Genomic DNA, 20,656 nt, shown 5'->3' on the forward strand with positions numbered 1-20,656 from the left:
GCTTCCAAACCCATCCATCTCTTGCCGTTCCACAAGCGCGACCCTAGGATCCCTCCGGCAGACGCCCATTCCTTGCGTTTGCTTTCCAAGACGACGCGCTGTGCAGGGGAAGGACGGGATGGGCGAGGGTCTGGGCTCGGCCGTGACGATTCCGGTCGCGGACGGAGAGCACTGGTGGGGCGGGGCCGCGGCCGACGGACTGGACATGCCCTTCCGGGAGGGCTACCGCGCCGACCTCCGCGACCTCGGCGGCAATCAGGGCATGCCCGCCCTGCTGTCCAGCCACGGCAGATACGTCTGGTCCGGCCGGCCCTTCGCCCTCGAACTGACGGGTGGCGCGCTGCGGTTGCGGGCCGATCCGGCCGTGGGCGTGGTGCTCCGCGAGGGTCACGGCGACCTGGCCGGCGCCTACCGCGCCCCGGTGCGCGAGCGGTTCCCCGCCGGTGGGCGCACGCCGGACCCGCTGCTGTTCACGGCGCCGCAGTACAACCTGTGGATCGAGACCCTCTACCACCCCACGCAGCAGGGCGTGCTCGACTACGCCCGGGCGGCCCTGGACCACGGACTGGGCCCGGGCGTGCTGATGATCGACGACCGCTGGCACGAGGCGTACGGCACCTGGACCTTCCACGAGGGCCGCTTCCCCGACCCGGCCGCGATGCTGGCGCGGCTGCACGACTGGGGCTTCAAGGTCATGCTGTGGCTGGTGCCCTACGTCACCCCGGACACGGAGGTGTTCCGGGAGCTGCGGGAGGCGGGGCTGCTGCTGCGCGACCCGCGCGGCCGGATCGCCCTCGGGGAGTGGTGGAACGGCTTCGGCGCCGCCCTCGACCTGCTCAACCCCGGGACCCTGCGGTGGCTGTCCGACGTGCTGGGGCGGCTGCGCGAACTCGGCGTGGACGGGTTCAAGTTCGACGGCGGGGAGCCGCCGTTCTACGCCGCGCTCGGCTGCCCCGACCCGCAGTCCCTCACCGTGGCGTGGAACCGTTTCGGCCTGGCCTACCCGCTCAACGAGTTCCGCGACGCCTGGCTCGCGGCGAACCTTCCCCTCGCGCAGCGCCAGCGCGACAAGCAGCACGCATGGGCCGGCCGGGACGGTCTTGCGGCCCTCGTCCCCAACGCCCTGGCACAGGCCCTGACCGGACACGCCTACATCTGCCCGGACATGATCGGTGGTGGGGAGTACGGTTCCTTCGGCAGTGCCGTTTTCGACCCGGAACTGTTCGTCCGCTCCGCCCAGGCCGCGGCGCTCTTTCCCATGATGCAGTTCTCGGCCGCACCCTGGCGGCTGCTGAGCGCCGAGCAGCTGGCCTACTGCCGGCAGGCGGCCGAGCTCCACCGGCGCCTCGGCCCCGAGATCCTCGCCCTCGCCCGGGAGTCCGCCCGCACCGGTGAACCCCTGCTGCGGCCGCTCGAATTCGACCACCCGGGGCATGGATTCGCCCATGTCACCGACCAGTTCCTGCTCGGCCCCGACATCCTCGTCGCCCCCGTGACCGAGAAGGGAGCCACCCGCAGGCGCGTCACGCTGCCGCCCGGGCACTGGCGCGCCGATGACGGCCGGGAGGCCGAGGGCCCCGCCACCCTGGAGGTCGACGCTCCCCTGTCCCGCCTCCCCTGGTTCCGCCGCGTGGCCCCCGCAACGCCCGCCGCCCGGGCGTGAGTCCGGCCGCCGGGGCAACCGCGGGCCGCCGGAGGAGGACCGGCGGGCCGCGGTCGCGCCCGGTTCAGTCGGCGAGGAGCGGCGCGGCCGACTCGTCGAGGAAGCCGCCCGACTGGTGCCGCCACAGCTTTGCGTAGGTGCCCTCAAGCGCGAGCAGTTCCTCGTGCGTGCCCTGCTCGACGATCCGGCCCTGGTCGAGGACCACGAGCCGGTCCATCCCGGCCACGGTGCTCAGCCGGTGCGCGACGACGAGCGCCGTGCGCTTCTCCATGAGCCGCCACAGCGCCTCCTGGACCAGGAGTTCACTTTCCGAGTCCAGGGCGCTGGTCGCCTCGTCCAGCAGCAGGATCGGGGCGTCGCGCAGGACGGCCCGGGCCAGGGCGACCCGCTGGCGCTGGCCGCCCGACAGCTTCACACCGCGCTCGCCCACCATGGTGTCGAAGCCCTGAGGCAGCGTGTCGGCGAACTCCGTGACGTGCGCGGCGTCTGCCGCGCGCCGGATGTCGGCGTCCGTGGCGTCCGGCCGGGCGAAGGCGATGTTGTCCCGCAGCGAGCGGTGGAACATCGCCGGGTCCTGCGGCACGTAGGCGATCTGGCTGCGCAGGTCCGCCTGGCGCAGCCTGCTGATGTCCTGCCCGCCGATCAGGATGCGGCCGGCGTCGATGTCCGTCATCCGCAGCAGCAGCCGCGTGAGGGTGGTCTTGCCGCCGCCGGAGCGGCCGACCAGCCCGATCCGCGACCCGCTGGGGACCTGCAGGTCGAGCCCCTCGAAGAGCGGTCTGCCGCCCGCGTGGGTGAAGAAGACGCCCTCGAACCTGACGTCGGCGTCCCGGGGCCGCAGCGGCTCGGGCGACGGCGGGTCGACCACGGTCGGCGGCGTCAGCAGCAGTTCGGTGAACTGGGCGGCCTCCGTCAGCGAGTTCTCCAGGTGCCGGTAGATCCGGTTGAAGTCGAACATGAGCCGCGTCGCGTTGCTGTAGTAGGTGAACGTGACCACGAGCGCCTCGACGCCGAGCCCGTCCCCGGAGAGCCCGAGCACCATCGCCAGCCCCAGCGTACTGGCCAGCACGGACATGGGCGCGACCACCGTGTCGATGCGCAGGTTGCCGTAGTCCCAGGAGCGCAGCGACAGCCGTCTCGACTCCGCGACGCGGGCACGGTGTTCCGCGGCCTCGCGCTCCTCGGCGGCGAACGCGCGAACCGTGTCCATGTTCATCAGGCTGTCGGCGACGTGTCCCGACACCCGGGCAATGGCCTGCTCGCGCTGGTCGACGAGCGACTGGCGGCGCCGGATGAGCGGCACCACCAGCAGCGCCGTCAGCGCGATCACGGTGAGGAGCCCGATGACGAGCCGCGGCTCGTAGCCCCACAGCACGAACGCGCCGAACGCCAGCGGCACGAGGCTGCCCAGCACGGAGAACGTCAGGGTGTCGACGAACTCCTCGAAGCGCGAGGCGAAGCTGAGCACCCGTTTGGTCAGCGATCCGGCGAAGTTGTCGTGGTAGAACGCGGCGTCCTTGCTGAACAGCTCGTCCATGCCGATGACGTACAGGTGCTCGATGCCGAGCGCGTCGAGCCGGTTCAGGCAGTGGATGCCGATGCGCCACAGCGTCTCGGCCAGCAGCAGGACCCCGGCGAAGGCGAGGATGTAGGGCAGGGTCGCGTCCGCGGACGTCGCGCCGCCTTCGGCGATGTGGCCGACGAGTTTGGCGACGATCAGCGGCGCGATGTAGTTGGTGCCGATGGTGCCCAGCGCCGGGAGCAGCATCCCGGGCACGGCCAGCAGGCGCAGCCGGATCAGCTCACCCGTGTAGTGGCGCAGGGCGAGGAGCATGGAGCCCCTCTGCGGTTGACTCTCCTGTGCAAGCGACGTTCCCATCCCACCTCTGTACGGTCGTGCGGCGGTCCGCCACACGCTTCCTCCAGGAGGACGCCGGTGGCCGGGAACCTGCCGCGATGAGTGTCGAGTCGAACGGATCCCTTTCAGGGCGCCCTGCAGGGGGCCGGCGCCGGGCCGGGCCGCCACGCGGTACCGGCGGAAAGGGCGAGTACGGGGCAGGGACCGTCAGTGTCCCGTACCGGCTCCGGCGCAGTCCAAGGGTTTTCCCGTCCCGGCGCACGCCACGGGACGGCTCCGCCGGTGCACGGGGGCATCGCCCCGGCGTCTCGGCACGCCCCCGCGCCCCCGCGCGCGCCCGGGGGCGGGGCACCGGGTCCGGCGGCGCCCCAAAGGCCGTACATCCGTGGTGATGTGACGTGCCGTGGGCGCGACCGGCAGGAGGCGTCACTTCAGCCGTCGAGTGGTGGGGCGGCCGCCGTCGCCGGCGCGGCGTCGCCGCTTGGCGTGGAGGCGCACGCGTGGTGAACGCCTCTCGCGCCGGCCGGCGGAAGCAGGGCTTGACATGAGAGTTAGCCAGTTAGCAAACTGCCTAAATGATTGATGTCGAGGTGCTGAAGGCGCTCGGCAGTGAGAAGCGCCTGGCGATCATGCAGTGGCTGCGGGACCCCACCGCCCACTTTCCGCCGCAGCGCGACGGCGACCTCGTCGAGGACGGGGTCTGCTCGGTGTTCATCGCCGACAAGCTCGGCGTGAGCCGGCCCACCGCGAGCGTGCACCTCAAGCTGCTCACCGAAGCCGGGCTGCTGCGCGCCACGAAGATCAAGCAGTGGACCTTCTATCGCCGCGACGAGCAGCGCATCGCCGAGGTCAAGCGGATGTTCGACGAAGGATGGTAAAAGTGCCCCAGCAGTACGCCTCCCCGCCGCAAGGCGCTGCGGACTCCGGCAGCGCCGATAGGGACACCTACGCGCGGCTCATCTCGCTGCTCGACGCGCACGGAGCCCGGTACCGCGTCATCGACCACGCCCCCGAGGGGCGCACCGAGGTGGTCAGCCGGTACCGCGGCCACCCGGTGGCCCACGCGGCCAAGTGCCTGGTCGTCATGGTGAAGACCGGCAAACGCAGCAGGCGGTACTTCCTCGCCGTCGTCTCCGGTGATGCCAGGGTCGATCTGCAAGGGCTGAAGGCTCTGGCCGGCGGTACGTACGTGTCCTTCGCGTCGACGGACAAGGCCGAGGCGCTGTCCGGCAGCGTCAGCGGCACCATTCTGCCGTTCAGCTTCCACCCGGATCTCGAACTCGTCGTGGATCCTGGGGCCTTGGAACACCCCGAGATCTTCTTCAACGCCGCACGGCTGGATCGCTCTCTGTCCCTGAACACTCAAGACTACCGGGATCACCTGCGGCGCATCGGCGCGCAGATCCGGCCGATCGCCACCAGGGAGGCGTGATCCCACCAGGGGCGACCCGTCGCGGCGCGCGATCGGCCATCCACCCTTGATCGCCGCGTGGGAGATGCCGGATGTCCGGCGGCTCATCGGTGACGCAACCGGCCGCCGAGAGTGCGGCCCTCCGCCCCCCGATCCCCCGGGTGGCGACGGCGTGCCCCTCCGCCTGCACCGACGTCCGCGTGACGGTGCAGTCCTGGCTCGGTACGGTGAAGGCACATAGTCCGACAACAACGCACCTGTACAGTCACGGAACGAACGGAACGAACCACGTGGACCGCACTCTCCTGCACACCGGTTGGACCCTGCGGTCGGCGGGCGGACCCCCCGCCCCCGGGTTCGAGGCCGCCACCGGCACCGCCGTCGCCGCCGAAGTCCCCGGCTGCGTGCACACCGACCTGATCGGCGCCGGCCTCATCCCCGATCCCTTCGACGGCGACAACGAACGGGAACTCGCCTGGATCGGGCGGCACGACTGGGAGTACCGCACCGCCTTCGAGGCGGCGGCACCCGCGCCCGGCGAGCGCGTGGAACTGGTCTGCGAGGGCCTGGACACCCTCGCAGAGCTCCACCTCGACGGCGAGCGCCTCGGCCACACGGAGAACCAGTTCCGCACCTACCGCTTCGACCTCACCCACCGGCTGCGCGACGGGGCCCACGACCTGGTGATCACCTTCGCCTCCGCGCTCGACTACGTGGAGCGCGCCGCCGAACGCTACGGCCCCCGCCCCCATGCCAACGCCCACCCCTTCTGGGCGCTGCGCAAGATGGCGTGCAACTTCGGCTGGGACTGGGGGCCCGACCTGGTGACCGCGGGCATCTGGCGGCCCCTCGCGCTGGAGCGCTGGCACACCGCGCGGCTGGCCGGCGTCCGGCCGCTCACCTCGGTGCACGGCTCCACCGGCCGTGTCACCGCGGAGCTGGACCTGGCCTGGGCCACCCCGCAGGCGCCCGCCGCGGGCGTGCGCGCCACCGTCTCCGTCGGCGGCGTGCGCCGGCGCGTGGACGTCCCCGCGGGCGCGCCCCGGCTGACGGTGGAGCTGGAGGTGCCGGACGCCGCCCTGTGGTGGCCGCGCGGCTACGGCGAGCAGCACCTGCATCCCCTGGTGGTCACCCTGGAGGACGCCGCCGGCGCCGAACTCGGCCGCTACGAGCGGCGCGTGGGCTTCCGCACCGTCGCGCTGGACACCACCCCGGACGAGCACGGCATCCCGTTCCACCTGTCGGTCAACGGCCAGGAGGTCCTGGTCCGCGGCGCGAACTGGATCCCCGACGACGCCTTCGTCACCCGGATCGACGCCGCCCGCTACCGCCACCGCGTGATGCAGGCGGTGGAGGCCGAGTGCAATCTCCTGCGGGTCTGGGGCGGCGGCATCTACGAGCCGCGCGAGTTCTACGACGTCTGCGACGAGCTGGGCGTGCTGGTCTGGCAGGACTTCCTCTTCGCGTGCGCCGGCTATCCGGAGGAGGAGCCGCTGCGGAGCGAGGTGGAGGCCGAGGCGCGCGAGGCGGTCGCCGCGCTTTCCCCGCACGCCTCCCTCGCGCTGTGGTGCGGCGGCAACGAGACGATCGCCGCGTTCGCCGAGTGGGGCGGCTGGCGGGCCCGCCTGGAGGGCAAGACCTGGGGCGCCGGCTACTACGAGGACCTGCTGCCGCGGATCGTCGCCGAGCTGGACCCGACCCGCCCCTACGTCCCCAACAGCCCGTACTCCTTCGGCGCTTACGCCTCACCGGACGCCCCGCACCTGGGCGACGTGCACATCTGGGACGTGTGGAACCGGCGCGACTGGACCTGCTACGCCGACTGGACTCCGCGTTTCGCCTCCGAGTTCGGCTATCAGGGCCCGCCGTCCTGGACCGCGCTGACCCGGGTCGTCCACGACGAGCCGCTGCACCCCGACGGTCCCCAGCTGCTCGTGCACCAGAAGGCCGACGACGGCAACGAGAAGCTGCGCCGCGGCCTGGAGCCGCATCTGCCCGTCCCGGAGGACTTCGCCGACTGGCACTGGGCGACCCAGCTCAACCAGGCGCGGGCCGTCGCGTTCGGCGTCGGGCACTTCCGCACGCTGGCGCCCCGCTGCACGGGCAGCGTGCTGTGGCAGCTCAACGACTGCTGGCCGGTGGTCTCCTGGTCCGTCATCGACGGCGACGGACGGCGCAAGCCGGCCTGGTACGCCCTGCGCCAGGCGCAGGCGGACCGGCTGCTGCGGTTCCGCCGCGCCGCGTCCGGCGGTCTGGAGCTGGTGGCGCTCGACGACCACGCCGAGCCCTGGCACGGCGAGCTTCGGCTGCGCGCCCACACCCTGGACGGCGCGCCCGCCGGGGAGGCCGGGGCGGACCTCAAGATCGCCCCACGCGGCACCCAGGTGGTGCCGGTGCCGGCCGCGCTGCTGGGGGACGGCACCGTTCCGCTGCTGCTCACCGCCGAGGCGCCCGGCGCGCGGCGCGCCACCTGGTGGACCCACGAGGACCGCGCCTCCGGCCTGCCCGCCGCCCGGCTGAGCGGCGAGGTGGCGCGGACCGCCGGCGGCTACCTGGTCACCGTCACCGCCGGGTCGCTGCTCCGGGACCTGACGCTGCTGGCCGACCGCGCCGACCCGGCGGCCGAGGCGGACGACGCGCTGGTGACCCTCCTGCCGGGCGAGCAGGCGGAGTTCACGGTGCGCTCGGCGGCGGAACTCGACCCGCGGACGCTGCTGACCGCCCCCGTGCTGCGCACCGCGAACGACCTGCTCTGAGGCGGCGCCGCCCCGGTCCTGAGGCCAGGGCGGCGTTGCCGGGCCGGCCGCGCCCACTCGCCGATCGAGGCGCATCCCCGTCACGCGCAGGGGCGTGACGGGGAGTGCCGCCCGCGGCGCTCCTCACGCCCGGCCGTGGGTCTGGCGCACCGGGCGCCCGGGCCGCCGGCGCTGGCCTACCGCACCGGGGTCCGCGTGCCAGGCCAGGACACGGCCATCGCACGGATCGCCGGCCGGCTGCTGCGCGGGCGTACCCCTGCCTCACTGCGGCCATCGTTGCTCGGCTTCGATCGCGCTCGCACTGGCGGTGTGCGCCGTGGACGTTCCCCGGCGACCCGACGGGACGCGGCCCTGCTGCTCGCCCGAACCGCCCCCGGCGGAGCAGCCCGGCAGTCCTCCGGCCGTCGCCAAGGAGGGGCCGGCTCGCGGCATCCCTCGCGGCCGACCGGAAGAAGCCGGCCCCGGCTCCGCGCCGTCCACCCCGCCTCCGGACGCCCCGGCCCGGCCTCGGCCTGCGCCCTGCGGCAAAGGTGCCTCCGCCGCCCGCTTCACACCGCCGCGCGCCAGAACCGTGAGCCGCCCGGCCGATCGGCCCGGCGGTGAGCAGGCGCCCCGGCGTCGGCGAGGGGGCCGGGGGCCCGTGCCGTCCTCTCCGGGTCCGCCCGGCCCGCGGCGTTCTCCATTCACGGTCAGGGTGGGGAGAGTTCGCGGTCGCGCCCGGAGGCGGGCGGCTCAGCCCAGGAAGCTCAGGCGGACCTGGCGGGAGGAGTTGTCGACGTTGGTGTCGACGAGGCAGATCGACTGCCAGGTGCCGAGTTGCAGGCGGCCGCCGACGACCGGGAGGGTCGCGTGGGGGGCGAGCAGGGAGGGGAGAACGTGGTCGCGGCCGTGGCCCGGGTGGCCGTGGCGGTGGCGCCAGCCGGCGTCGGGGGGCAGGAGGTCCCGCAGGATCGCGAGGAGGTCCTCGTCGCTGCCGGAACCGGTTTCCAGGATCGCGATGCCCGCCGTGGCGTGCGGCACGAAGACGTTGAGCAGGCCGTCGGCTCCGGCGGCCGCCTCCGCCAGGAAGGACTCGCACTGCCGGGTGAGGTCGGTGACGGACTCCCGCCCGCCGGTGGTCAGGTGGAGGACCGTGGTGTGAAAGGCGTCGCTCATGGCTCCCACGCTACGAGTGCGCCGCGCTCAGCGCCTGGCGGCCAGGCTCGACTCGCGGACGATGAGCTCCGGGTCGAGGACGATCCGCTGGTGCTGGTGCGCGCCGGCCTGCTCGCTCGTCTCTTCCAGCAGCAGCTCGGCGGCCTGCCTGCCCATCCTGACCGCGGGCTGGCGCACCGAGGTGAGGGGTACGGCGGCGGCCGCGGCGAACTCGATGTCGTCGTAGCCGACGAGCGCGACCTCGTCGGGCACCCGGACGTCGGCGGCGAACAGGGCCTGCAGGACGCCCAGGGCCAGCAGGTCGTTGGCGCAGAAGACGGCGGTGGGCCGCGGGGTCATGGCCAGAAGCCTGGCCCCGGCCTCCCGGCCCGCCGTGACGTCGAGGCGTTCCGCCTCCAGGTGACGCAGCGTCGACTCGGGCAGTCCCGCCTCCGCGAGGGCGGCCACCGCGCCCTGCTTGCGGTCCTGGCACTGGGCGAGGGACATCGGCCCGCTGACGTAGGCCACCGTGGAGTGTCCCTGGCGCAGCAGGTGGCGGACGGCGAGGGTGCCGCCGAGGACGTCGTCCACCGAGACCGAGCAGCCCTCCGCGCTGGGCAGCACCCGGTCGACGAGGACGAAGGGGATGCCGTGGCGGCGGAAGTCGGCGAGGTTGTGGCCGGACATGTCGGCCGGGGTGACCAGGACGCCGCGCACCCGCTGCTCGGCGAAGAGCGACAGGTAGTCGGCCTCCTCCGAGGTGCTCTGCGCGCTGTTGCAGAGCATGACGCCCAGTTTGGCGGCCCTGGCCACCCGCTCCGCGCCGGTGGCGACGTCGACGAAGAAGGGGTTGGCCATGTCGAGCACCAGCAGGGCGATGATGCGGCTCTGCCCGGCGCGCAGCTGCCTGGCCGACTCGCTGCGGACGTAGCCGAGGGCGACGATGGCGGCCTGCACGCGTTCCCTGGTCTCCTCGGCCACCATCTGCGGGCGGTTGATCACGTTGGAGACCGTGCCCACGGACACCCCGGCGTGCCGGGCCACCTCTTTGATCCCCACCGTGTGCGCCATGGCGTGCCCCGTTCCGTCTCGTTACGCTCCTGTACGCCGCCGGGACATGGTAGTCACCGGCCGGAAGGGCGCCCTCACGCCAGGTGGAAGACCTCGGTGAGCGGCTTCATCGCCTCGTCGGGCCTGGCGCCGTCGAGGGACTCGAAGAAGTCCGCCATCTCCGCCTGCCAGCGGGCGTTGACCTCGGTGGCCGCCATGGCCTCCTGGGCGGCGGCGAAGTCCTCCGTCTCCAGGTAGCCCACCAGCAGGCCGTCCTCCCGCAGGAAGAGGGAGTAATTGTGCCAGCCCGTGGCGGAGAGGGCCTCCTGCATCTCCGGCCAGACCGACTCGTGGCGCCGGCGGTACTCCTCGAGCCGGTCCTGGCGGACCTTGAGCAGAAAACACACCCGCTGCACGACGCCTCCTGAAAGGTTTCACGACCGGTGGGCAAGCTAGCCACGGGCCGGGTTCAGCGTCAAGATCCGCGTTGTCCCGCGCGCCGTGGGCGCGGGGCGGCGCGGGCGGGGCGCGAGGCGGGGGGTGCGCGCCGGATTCCGGCATCCTTCCTGCGGGTTCTCGCCTGCGCTCACCTTGACAGCACCCCGCGTGGCTTTTAGCTTCGCAGTGGTGAAACGATTCATAACGTACGTTGCGCACCCCCGGGAGCCGTGATCGCATGACCGCCCCATCCGCCGTCAAGGCGGCCTTGACCTCGCAGGCAATCGAGACCCCTTCGTGGGCCTACGGAAACTCCGGCACCCGCTTCAAGGTGTTCGCCCAGCAGGGGGTTCCGCGCAGCCCCCAGGAGAAGCTCGACGACGCCGCCCAGGTCCACCGGTTCACCGGCGTGGCGCCCACCGTCGCCCTGCACATCCCGTGGGACAAGGTCGACGACTACGCGGCGCTCGCCGCCTACGCCGAGGAGCGCGGGCTGCGGCTCGGCGCCATCAACTCCAATGTCTTCCAGGACGACGACTACAAGCTGGGCAGCGTGTGCCACCCGGACGCGGCGGTGCGGCGCAAGGCCCTGGGCCACCTGCTTGAGTGCGTCGACATCATGGACGCCACCGGCTCCCGCGACCTGAAGCTGTGGTTCTCCGACGGCACCAACTACCCCGGCCAGGACGACATCCGCGCCCGCCAGGACCGGCTGGCCGAGGCCCTGTCCGCGGTCTACGAGCGGCTGGGCGACGACCAGCGGATGCTGCTCGAGTACAAGTTCTTCGAGCCCGCCTTCTACACCACGGACGTGCCCGACTGGGGAACGGCCTACGCCCACTGCCTGAAGCTCGGCCCCAAGGCGCAGGTCGTCGTCGACACCGGGCACCACGCCCCCGGCACCAACATCGAGTTCATCGTCGCGCTGCTGCTGCGGGAGGGGAAGCTCGGCGGCTTCGACTTCAACTCCCGCTTCTACGCCGACGACGACCTGATGGTCGGGGCGGCCGACCCGTTCCAGCTGTTCCGCATCATGTACGAGGTGGTGCGCGGCGGCGGGCTCACGCCGGACGTGGCCTTCATGCTCGATCAGTGCCACAACATCGAGCCGAAGATCCCGGCCATCATCAGGTCGGTGATGAACGTCCAGGAGGCCACGGCCAAGGCGCTGCTCGTGGACCGGGAGGCGCTGGCCGCGGCGCAGGCCGCCGGGGACGTGCTCGGCGCCAACGCCGTGCTGATGGACGCCTACAACACGGACGTCCGCCCGCTGCTCGCCGAGGTGCGCCAGGAGCAGGGACTCGACCCCGACCCGGTCGCGGCCTACGGCCGCTCGGGCTGGGCGGAACGCATCGTCGCCGAGCGGGTCGGCGGCCGGCAGGCGGGCTGGGGGGCCTGAGGCGATGACGAACGACGACAAGGCGAACACGGCGAACACGGCGAACACGGCGAACACGGCGAACACGGCACACAAGACGCACGAGGCGAACGAGGCCGCGGGCGCGGAGTTGCACCCGGTGGTCGCGGAACTCCTCGCGCGCTCCCACCGGCTGGGCGCCGACCCGCGCAACACGAACTACGCGGGTGGCAACACCTCGGCCAAGGGCACCGCCCCCGACCCGGTGACCGGCGAGGAGGTGGAGCTGGTGTGGGTCAAGGGCTCGGGTGGCGACCTGGGCACGCTGCGGCCCGAGGGCCTGGCCGCGCTGCGCCTCGACCGGCTGCGCGCGCTGCGCGAGACCTACCCCGGGGTCGAGCGCGAGGACGAGATGGTCGCCGCGTTCGACTACTGCCTGCACGGCAAGGGCGGGGCTGCCCCCTCCATCGACACCGCGATGCACGGCCTGGTGAACGCCGCCCACGTCGACCACCTGCACCCGGACTCCGGCATCGCGCTCGCCTGCGCGGCCGACGGCGAGGCGCTGACCAAGGAGTGCTTCGGCAACCGCGTGGTGTGGGTGCCCTGGCGGCGGCCCGGCTTCCAGCTCGGCCTGGACATCGCGGCGGTCCAGCGGGCCAACCCGGACGCGATCGGCTGCGTGCTCGGCGGCCACGGCATCACCGCCTGGGGCGCCACGAGCGAGGAGTGCGAGCGGAACTCACTCGACATCATCCGCACGGCGGAGGCCTTCCTGGCCGAGCGGGGCAGGCCGGAGCCGTTCGGGCCGGTGCGGGAGGGCTTCGAGCCGCTGCCCGAGGAGGAGCGGCGGGCCAGGGCCGCGGCGCTGGCCCCGGCGATCCGGGCGCTTGCCTCGGCCGACCGGCCGCAGGTGGGCCACTTCAACGACGCCGAGGTGGTGCTGGACTTCCTCTCCCGCGCCGGGCACCCGCGGCTCGCGGCGCTCGGCACCTCGTGCCCCGACCACTTCCTGCGCACCAAGGTCCGCCCGCTGGTGCTCGACCTGCCGCCGGCGGCGCCGCTTGAGGAGGCCGTGGCGCGGCTGAAGGAGCTGCACGCGGAGTACCGCGCGGAGTACGCGGCCTACTACGCGCGGCACGCCGCCCCCGACTCGCCGCCCATGCGCGGCGCGGACCCGGCGATCGTGCTGGTGCCGGGCGTGGGCATGTTCTCCTTCGGCAAGGACAAGCAGACGGCGCGCGTGGCGGGCGAGTTCTACGTCAACGCGATCAACGTGATGCGGGGCGCCGAGGCCGTCTCCTCCTACTCCCCCATCGAGGAGTCGGAGAAGTTCCGCATCGAGTACTGGGAGCTGGAGGAGGCGAAGCTGCGGCGGATGCCTCCGCCCAAGCCGCTGGCGACCCGGATCGCGCTGGTGACCGGCGCCGGCTCGGGGATCGGCCGGGCGGTGGCGCACCGGCTGGCCGCCGAGGGCGCCTGCGTGGTGGTGGCGGACGTCAACGCCGAGGCGGCCGGGCAGGTGGCCGAGGAGCTGGGCGGCCCGGACCGGGCGGTGCCGGTGGCGGTGGACGTCACCTCGGAGGAGCAGATCGCGGCGGCCTTCCGGGAGGCGCTGCTGGCGTTCGGCGGGGTCGACCTGGTGGTCAACAACGCGGGCATCTCCATCTCCAAGCCGCTGCTGGAGACCACGGCGCGGGACTGGGACCTGCAGCACGCCATCATGGCGCGCGGCTCGTTCCTGGTCTCCCGGGAGGCGGCCCGGGTGATGACCGAGCAGGGCCTGGGCGGCGACATCGTCTACATCTCCTCGAAGAACGGCGTCTTCGCCGGCCCCAACAACATCGCCTACGGGGCCACGAAGGCGGACCAGGCCCACCAGGTGCGGCTGCTCGCGGCGGAGCTCGGCGAGCACGGCATCCGGGTCAACGGCATCAACCCCGACGGGGTGGTGCGGGGTTCCGGCATCTTCTCCGGCGGCTGGGGCGCCAAGCGGGCCGCGGTCTACGGGGTGCCGGAGGAGAAGCTCGGCGAGTACTACGCGCAGCGCACGCTGCTGAAGCGGGAGGTGCTCCCCGAGCACGTGGCGAACGCCGTGTTCGCGCTGACGGGCGGCGACCTCAGCCACACGACGGGGCTGCACATTCCCGTCGACGCGGGCGTGGCCGCCGCGTTCCTGCGCTGAGCGGCCGGCCGGGGGAGGGCACGCGGCGGGCCGCCGGCGGCGGGCGCCCCTCCCCCGGCCGCCGCCGTCCGCCCTCCGTCCCGCCGCCTTTTCGCCTTTTCCCCCTTTTCCGCTTTCCCCATTTTCCCCGTTTTTGCCGTTTCCCGTTCGCCGTTTCCGACCACGCAGAGGTGAGCCGTGTCCCCGTCCGCTTCAGGCAGCGCCGCCCTTACGTTCGCCGCGGTGGACCTCGGCGCCTCCAACGGGCGGGTGATGCTCGGCTCCGTGGGGGACGGCACGGTCGCGCTGCGTGAGGCGCACCGCTTCCCGAACCGGCCGGTGCGGGTGAACGGGACACTGCACTGGGACATCCTCGCCCTCCACCGCGGGGTCCTCGACGGGCTGCGGGAGGCGGGGCGCGCCGCGGGCGGGCTCGCCGGCGTCGGGATCGACTCCTGGGCGGTGGACTACGGGCTGCTCGACGCCTCGGGCGCCCTGCTGGGCAATCCGGTGCACTACCGGGACGAGCGCACCCGCGGCGCGGACCTGCGGGTGGCCGAGGTGCTGTCCCCGGCCGAGCTGTACGAGGCCACCGGGCTGCAGCACCTGCCGTTCAACACCGTCTACCAGCTGGTCGCCGCCCGGGGCAGCGCGCAGCTGGCCGCGGCGCGCCGCCTGCTGCTGATCCCCGACCTGATCGCGTACTGGCTGACGGGCGAGGAGGGGACCGAACTCACCAACGCCTCCACCACGCAGCTGATCGACCCGCGCACCCGCGACTGGTCCCCGGTGGTGGCCGGGCGGCTCGGGATCGACCTGGGCCTGTTCCCTCCCCTGCGCCACCCGGGCGATCCGGCGGGGGCGCTGCTGCCCGAGGTGCTGGCCGAGGCCGGCCTGGCCGGGCCGGTGCCGGTGACCGCGGTGGGCTCCCACGACACGGCCTCCGCCGTGGCGGGGATACCCGCGGCCGGGGAGCGTTTCGCCTACATCGCCACGGGGACCTGGTCGCTGGCCGGGATGGAGCTGGACGCCCCCGTGCTGGGCGAGGAGAGCAGGCGCGCCAACTTCACCAACGAACTCGGGGTGGACGGCACCGTGCGCTACCTGCGTAACATCATGGGGCTTTGGCTGCTCCAGGAGTGTGTGCGCGAATGGTCGGCGGCGGACGGTCCGCGGGACCTGACGCCGCTGCTCGCCGACGCCGCACGCGCCGAGCCGCTGCGCTCCGTGGTGGACGCGGGGGACCCGGCGTTCATCGCGCCGGGAGGGATGCCCGAGCGGATCGCGCGGGCCTGCCGCGCGACCGGGCAGCCGGTGCCGCGCGACCCGGCGGAGACGGTGCGCTGCGTGCTGGACTCGCTGGCCCTGGCGCACCGCGCCGCGGTGGTGGCGGCGCAGCGGCTGTCGGGCCGGGAGGTGGACACGGTGCACATCGTGGGCGGCGGAGCGCGCAACGAGCTGCTGTGCCAGCTGACCGCGGACGCCTGCGGGCTGCCGGTGGTGGCAGGCCCGGCGGAGGCCGCGGCCCTGGGCAACGTCCTGGTGCAGGCGAGGGCGGCGGGCGCGGTGCACGGCGGGCTCGCGGAGCTGCGGGCCCTGCTGCGGGCCTGCCTTCCGCTGCGGCGCCACGAGCCGGCCGGGGACCACACGGCCTGGGAGCGGGCGGCGGCCCGGATCGACCGCGGCGGGAAGGACTGAGATGCGCGTCGCACTGTTCGTCACCTGTGTCAACGACACCCTCTATCCACGCACCGGGCAGGCGGTGGTCCGGCTGCTGGAGCGGCTGGGCGTGGACGTGGACTTCCCTGCCGTGCAGTCCTGTTGCGGGCAGCCCCAGTTCAACACCGGCTACCGGCACGAGACGGAGCCGCTGGTCCGCAGGTTCGCGCGGGCCTTCGAGGGCTACGACCACATCGTGGTGCCCTCGGGCTCCTGCGCGGCGATGGTCAGGGACAACTACCCGCGCATCGGCGCCAAGGCGGCGGCCGAGGGGCGCGGCGAGGAGCTGACGCGGCTGGCCGGCTCGGTGGTGCCGAGGACGTACGAGCTGACCGAGTTCCTCGTGGACGTGCTCGGCGTGACGGACGTCGGCGCGTACTACCCGCACACCGTGACGTACCATCCGACCTGCCACGGCCTGCGGATGCTCCGCCTGGGCGAGCGGCCGCTGCGGCTGCTGCGCGAGGTGCGGGGGCTGGAGCTGGTCGAGCTGCCGGGGGCCGAGGAGTGCTGCGGCTTCGGCGGGACCTTCTCGGTGAAGAACCCGGCCGTGTCGGCGGCGATGGGCGCGGACAAGGCCAGGCACATCGCCGAGACCGGGGCTGCGGCCGTCTGCACGGTGGACAACTCCTGCCAGATGCACATCGGCGGCACGCTCTCCCGGCTGGGCTCGCAGGTCCGGCCGGTGCACCTGGCGGAGATCCTGGCGAGCACGGAGGAGGAACCGTGGTGAGGGACGCCGAGGCGGTGGCACGCCCGCCGTTCGCGGGCCGGACGGCCGAGGAGGCCAGGTGAGCGGCACGTTCGTGGGGATGCCCCCCTTTCCGCAGGCCGCCGCGTCCTCCACCGGGGACGCGCGGCTGCGGTCGAATCTGACCCATGCGACGCACACCATCCGCGACAAGCGGGCGCGGGCGGTGGCCGAGCTGCCGGACTGGCCGCAGCTGCGGGCGGCGGGGGCCGCCGTCAAGAACCGGACGCTGCGTCACCTCGACCACTACCTGGAGCAGCTGGAGGCCGCGGTGACGGCCGCCGGGGGCCAGGTGCACTGGGCGGCGGACGCCCGGGAGGCCAACCGCATCGTCACCCGCCTGGTCCGGGAGACCGGCGAGCGGGAGGTGGTGAAGGTCAAGTCGATGGCGACGCAGGAGATCGGCCTCAACGCCGCCCTGGCCGCCGCCGGCATCAGGGCCAACGAGACGGACCTGGCCGAGCTGATCGTGCAGCTCGGCGACGACCTGCCCTCGCACATCCTGGTGCCGGCCATCCACCGCAACCGCGGCGAGATCCGGGACATCTTCCGCGAGCGGATGGCCGACTGGGGCCGCCCGGCGCCCGAGGGGCTCAGCGACGAGCCGGCCGACCTGGCGGAGGCGGCGCGGCTGCACCTGCGGGAGAAGTTCCTCAGCGCGAAGGTCGGGATCTCGGGGGCCAACTTCATGGTGGCCGAGACGGGCACGCTGGTCGTCGTCGAGTCCGAGGGCAACGGCCGGATGTGCCTGACGCTGCCGGAGACGCTGATCTCGGTGGTGGGCATCGAGAAGATCGTGCCCACCTGGGAGGACCTGGAGATCTTCCTGCAGCTGCTGCCGCGTTCCTCCACCGCGGAGCGGATGAACCCGTACACCTCGATGTGGACCGGCACCACCGACGAGGACGGCCCGCGCACCTTCCACCTGGTGCTGCTCGACAACGGGCGCACCGACGCGCTGGCCGACACGGTGGGCCGTCAGGCGCTGCGCTGCATCCGCTGCTCGGCCTGCCTGAACGTCTGCCCGGTGTACGAGCGGGCCGGCGGGCACGCCTACGGCTCGGCCTACCCGGGGCCCATCGGCGCCATCCTCACCCCGCAGCTGCGCGGGGTGACCACGGAGCTGGACGCCTCGCTTCCCTACGCCTCCTCGCTGTGCGGCGCCTGCTACGAGGTGTGCCCGGTGGCCATCGACATCCCCGAGGTGCTCGTGCACCTGCGGGAGCGGGTGGTCGAGGGCGGCGAGACCACGGTCCGCGGCGAGGTCACCACCATCAAGCCGGCCAAGGGGCACGCCGCGGAGCGGGCCGCGATGCGGGCGGCGCGCTGGGCGCTCGACCACCCGGGGGTGCTGCGGGTGGGGCAGCGGCTCGCGGGGCGCACGCGGCGGTTCCACCCGCGGCGGCTGCCGGGTCCCGGCCGGGCCTGGACCGAGACGCGCGACGTGCCGGCGGTGCCGGCCGAGCCGTTCCGCGACTGGTGGCGCCGCACGTACGGGCAGGGCCGTTCCCCGGCCCCGCCCGGCGCGGCGGGGCCGGGCGGGCCCCGGCGGCCCGGGGCATCCGGCGGGGGCGCCGGGGGGAACGAGGGGCCGCCGGCGGGCGGCGCGCGGAAGGAGGACGGACGGTGAGCGGCCGGGAGACGGTGCTGGGCCGGGTGCGCCGGGCCCTGGCGGATGTGCCGCGCGAGGAGTCGCCTGACGAGGTGCCGGTGCCGCGGGACTACCTGGCCACCCACTCCCCCGGCGACCGGGAGCGGACGCTGGAGACGCTGGCCGCGCACCTGGCGGACTACCGGGCCGTGGTGCACCGCACGGACGCGGCCGGCCTGCCCGCCCTGATCGCCCGGCTGCTCGCCGCGCGCGGGGCACGTTCCGTGGTGGTCCCTGCGGGGCTGCCGCCCGAGTGGCTGGCCGAGGCCGAAGGGGTGCGGCAGGTGCCGGACTCCGCGGCGGACACGCCGCACGAGCTGGACGCCGTGGACAGCGTGGTCACCGGCTGCGCGGTGGCCATCGCCGAGACCGGCACCCTCGTGCTCGACGGCGGCCCCGATCAGGGGCGGCGCCGGATCAGCCTGATCCCCGATCACCACGTGTGCGTCGTGCGGTGTCCCGAGCAGGTGGTGGACTCGATCCCGCAGGCCCTGCGGCGGCTGACGCCGACGCGCCCGCTGACGTGGATCTCGGGCCCCTCGGCCACCAGCGACATCGAGCTGGACCGGGTGGAGGGGGTGCACGGGCCGCGGACCCTGGAGGTCGCGCTCGTCCTCGGCTGAGGCCCGTCCCCGGCCTGGGCCCGGGCGGCGGGCCGGGGAGCGGTTCCCGGCCCGGGGGCCCCTCTGCCCTGGGCAAAGAGCCGTCCTGGCGGCGGGGACCGCCGCCTAGATTGACGGCATGGACGCGTGGACGATCTCCGAGGTGCTGCCCGGGCTGCACCGGTTCACCTTTCCGCTCGGCGAGGCGTATCTGTGGTGCGAACGTGACGCCCTGGCCCTGATCGACGCCGGGCCGCCGGGCTCGGGCCCGGCCCTGGCCAAGGGCATCGCGTCGCTGGGGCGCCGCCCCGAGGAGGTGCGCCACCTGGTCCTCACGCATCACCACGGGGACCACACCGGTTCGGCCGCGGAGATCGCCGCCTGGGGCGAGGTGACCGTGTCGGCCCATCGGCTGGACGCCCCGGTGATCCGCCACGCGGTTCCCCCGCCCGAGCCGGACCTGAGCGACGCGCCCGGCTGGGAGCGGGAGCTGTTCGCGAAGACCCCCCGGATGTTCGCCGGGCCGCCCTGCCGGGTGGACCGGGAGCTCGAGGACGGCGACCTGCTCGACTTCGCCGGGGGCGCGCGCGTCGTGGCCACGCCGGGGCACACCGCGGGCAGCATCGGCGTGCACCTGCCCGCGCACCGGGTGCTGTTCACCGGGGACACGGCGGCGAACCCCGTCGGGACGCCGATGTTCGGCGTGTTCCACCGCGACCGCAGGCGCGCGTTCGCCTCCTTCGGGCGGCTGGCGGAACTGGACGTGGACACCGCCTGCTTCGGGCACGGCGATCCGGTCGTGGGCGCCGCGGGGGCGGCGCTGCGCGCGGCCGCCGCGGCCGGGCTCCCGGAGTGAACGCGGCGGGCCGCGAGGACGGGGCACGGGGCACGGCCGTCCTCGGCGGCGGGCCGCGGGATGCGTCCGGCCGGGGCCCGAGGCGATAGGTCTCCCGGCCTAGGCCGATCGCCGTCCGCCACTCGGCCCGTGGCCCGTTATCCGGGGCACGGCCGCGGCCTAGGGTCGGTGGCATGAACACGAACGAGTCGGAGACGCTGGACGAGGGACTGCTGCGGCTGCACGAGACCGGCCCCGAGTTCCAGGGCTGGCTGAGCAACCACGGCCCGATGGCGGTGGAGGCGCTCGTCAGGCACGGCGAGGGTGACCGGGTGCACCGCTGGATCGACGTCTACCGGGAGCGGCTCGAGGAGCGGCCCGGCTCCTACGGGCGGATCACCGCGGAGAACTGGCGCGAGGCGCTGGGCGACCCGCGGTACCTGGCCGACTGGGCCACCTACTTCGGCGAGTTGCTGCGGGAGAGGCCGTGGCGCGAGGTGCTCGCCGAGTGGTGGCCGCGGATGCTGCCGGGGATCACGGCCGGCGCCACCCACCCGGTGATCCGGGTCGGGCACGCCGTGCGGGTGCTGCTCGCCGAGGGCGAGAGCGGTCCGCGGCTGGCGGAGCTGGCGCACGGCCTGGGCTACTGGGCGGCCAGGCACCAGGAGCTGCCCGCCTCGGTCGCGGCGCTGCCGGCGCCGGCCTCGGCCGGGGAGGCGCTGCGGGCGGTGCAGCCGGTGGACGACAGGTCACAGGGGATCAATTACCGGCTGGCCCAGATCTCCCGGCTCCCGGCCTGGGCGGACACCGTGCCGGACGAGCCGGAGGCCGTGCGGGAGCGGCTGGCCTCGCTGGTGCGGGCCGCCGTCGGCTACTACGCCACCCACGCCCACGGGAACCCGGTGATGCTGGTGCACGCGGCCACCGCGCCGAACGCCGTACTGCGGACGCTGCCCGCGCTGCCGCGCGAGCTGTGGAGCGCGAGCCTCGGCGCCGCCTGGACGGCGAGCGCCGGAGTGGTGGCCTCCTACGCGCCGGCGCAGGGGCCGCTGGCGCCGGCGGACACCGGCGGCGCAGGGCCGGAGGAGATGTTCGCGCGGGCCGCCGCCCACGGGGACGAACACGCCATCAAGCTGGCGGACACCGCCCTCGACGTGGTGGCGGCCGACCCGGAGGGCCCGGGGCTGAGCGCCGCGGCCCGGGCCGTCGAGCTGATCGAGCCGGACTGAGGCGCCGGCGCCCCTCCGCCCTGCCCCTCCGCGGCGGG

16 protein-coding genes are annotated in these 20,656 nt (G+C 73.9%); 12 read left to right on the top strand and 4 right to left on the bottom strand.

The features are described 5' to 3' along the window. Nucleotides 1-118 precede the first annotated feature (118 nt). Nucleotides 119-1,663, top strand: coding sequence for a glycoside hydrolase family 31 protein (locus tag D7294_RS24200; RefSeq protein ID WP_120683257.1), 1,545 nt, complete (start codon nt 119-121; stop codon nt 1,661-1,663). Nucleotides 1,664-1,727: 64 nt separating this feature from the next. On the opposite strand, the gene D7294_RS24205 is transcribed toward D7294_RS24200, so the two are convergent. Further along, a complete protein-coding gene (locus D7294_RS24205) occupies nt 1,728-3,497 on the bottom strand; it encodes an ABC transporter ATP-binding protein (protein WP_422070734.1) in 1,770 nt (589 codons plus the stop codon). Nucleotides 3,498-4,096: 599 nt separating this feature from the next. Here D7294_RS24205 and D7294_RS24210 point away from each other — a divergent pair. From D7294_RS24210 to D7294_RS24220, 3 genes are all read left to right on the top strand, one after another. Further along, nucleotides 4,097-4,399, top strand: coding sequence for an ArsR/SmtB family transcription factor (locus D7294_RS24210; RefSeq protein ID WP_120683261.1), 303 nt, complete (start codon nt 4,097-4,099; stop codon nt 4,397-4,399). Then, the gene (locus D7294_RS24215) at nt 4,393-4,953 is read left to right on the top strand and encodes a YbaK/EbsC family protein (protein WP_120683263.1); all 561 of its coding nucleotides are present in this window, start codon (nt 4,393-4,395) and stop codon (nt 4,951-4,953) included. Before D7294_RS24210 ends, D7294_RS24215 begins: the two co-directional genes overlap by 7 nt. A gap of 269 nt (nt 4,954-5,222) precedes the next feature. Next, complete coding sequence (locus D7294_RS24220; protein WP_241562589.1) at nt 5,223-7,688, top strand: glycoside hydrolase family 2 protein; 2,466 nt, start codon at nt 5,223-5,225, stop codon at nt 7,686-7,688. 732 nt (nt 7,689-8,420) lie between these two features. Here the strand turns inward: D7294_RS24220 and D7294_RS24225 are convergent. The 3 genes from D7294_RS24225 to D7294_RS24235 form a co-directional block, all read right to left on the bottom strand. Continuing rightward, a complete protein-coding gene (locus D7294_RS24225) occupies nt 8,421-8,843 on the bottom strand; it encodes a secondary thiamine-phosphate synthase enzyme YjbQ (protein WP_120683267.1) in 423 nt (140 codons plus the stop codon). Nucleotides 8,844-8,870: 27 nt separating this feature from the next. Continuing rightward, on the bottom strand, nt 8,871-9,893 hold the full coding sequence (locus D7294_RS24230; RefSeq protein ID WP_120683269.1) for a LacI family DNA-binding transcriptional regulator: 1,023 nt from the start codon (nt 9,891-9,893) through the stop codon (nt 8,871-8,873). A 74-nt stretch (nt 9,894-9,967) separates the two neighbouring features. After that, complete coding sequence (locus tag D7294_RS24235) at nt 9,968-10,288, bottom strand: L-rhamnose mutarotase (RefSeq protein ID WP_120683271.1); 321 nt, start codon at nt 10,286-10,288, stop codon at nt 9,968-9,970. A 260-nt stretch (nt 10,289-10,548) separates the two neighbouring features. Between D7294_RS24235 and rhaI the strand changes: the two genes are divergently transcribed. The 8 genes from rhaI (at nt 10,549) to D7294_RS24275 (ending at nt 20,618) form a co-directional block, all read left to right on the top strand. After that, on the top strand, nt 10,549-11,709 hold the full coding sequence (gene rhaI, locus D7294_RS24240) for an L-rhamnose isomerase (protein WP_120683273.1): 1,161 nt from the start codon (nt 10,549-10,551) through the stop codon (nt 11,707-11,709). A gap of 4 nt (nt 11,710-11,713) precedes the next feature. After that, nucleotides 11,714-13,852, top strand: coding sequence for a bifunctional aldolase/short-chain dehydrogenase (locus tag D7294_RS24245; protein ID WP_120683275.1), 2,139 nt, complete (start codon nt 11,714-11,716; stop codon nt 13,850-13,852). Between the two features lie 177 nt (nt 13,853-14,029). Beyond that, nucleotides 14,030-15,529 (top strand): rhamnulokinase, encoded by a 1,500-nt coding sequence (locus tag D7294_RS24250; RefSeq protein ID WP_277751113.1) that lies wholly within the window; start codon nt 14,030-14,032, stop codon nt 15,527-15,529. Nucleotide 15,530: 1 nt separating this feature from the next. Continuing rightward, nucleotides 15,531-16,283, top strand: a complete 753-nt coding sequence (locus D7294_RS24255; RefSeq protein WP_120683277.1) for a (Fe-S)-binding protein — start codon at nt 15,531-15,533, stop codon at nt 16,281-16,283. Between the two features lie 58 nt (nt 16,284-16,341). Next, complete coding sequence (locus tag D7294_RS24260; protein ID WP_120683279.1) at nt 16,342-17,931, top strand: lactate utilization protein B; 1,590 nt, start codon at nt 16,342-16,344, stop codon at nt 17,929-17,931. Further along, a complete protein-coding gene (locus D7294_RS24265) occupies nt 17,928-18,575 on the top strand; it encodes a LutC/YkgG family protein (protein ID WP_120683281.1) in 648 nt (215 codons plus the stop codon). Before D7294_RS24260 ends, D7294_RS24265 begins: the two co-directional genes overlap by 4 nt. Nucleotides 18,576-18,693: 118 nt before the next feature. Next, nucleotides 18,694-19,410, top strand: coding sequence for an MBL fold metallo-hydrolase (locus tag D7294_RS24270; RefSeq protein ID WP_120683283.1), 717 nt, complete (start codon nt 18,694-18,696; stop codon nt 19,408-19,410). A gap of 173 nt (nt 19,411-19,583) precedes the next feature. Next, complete coding sequence (locus tag D7294_RS24275; RefSeq protein ID WP_120683285.1) at nt 19,584-20,618, top strand: questin oxidase family protein; 1,035 nt, start codon at nt 19,584-19,586, stop codon at nt 20,616-20,618. Nucleotides 20,619-20,656 lie beyond the last annotated feature (38 nt).

The sequence above is a fragment of the Streptomyces hoynatensis genome (assembly GCF_003626535.1).
GTDB classification, from domain to species: Bacteria; Actinomycetota; Actinomycetes; order Streptomycetales; family Streptomycetaceae; genus Streptomyces; species Streptomyces hoynatensis.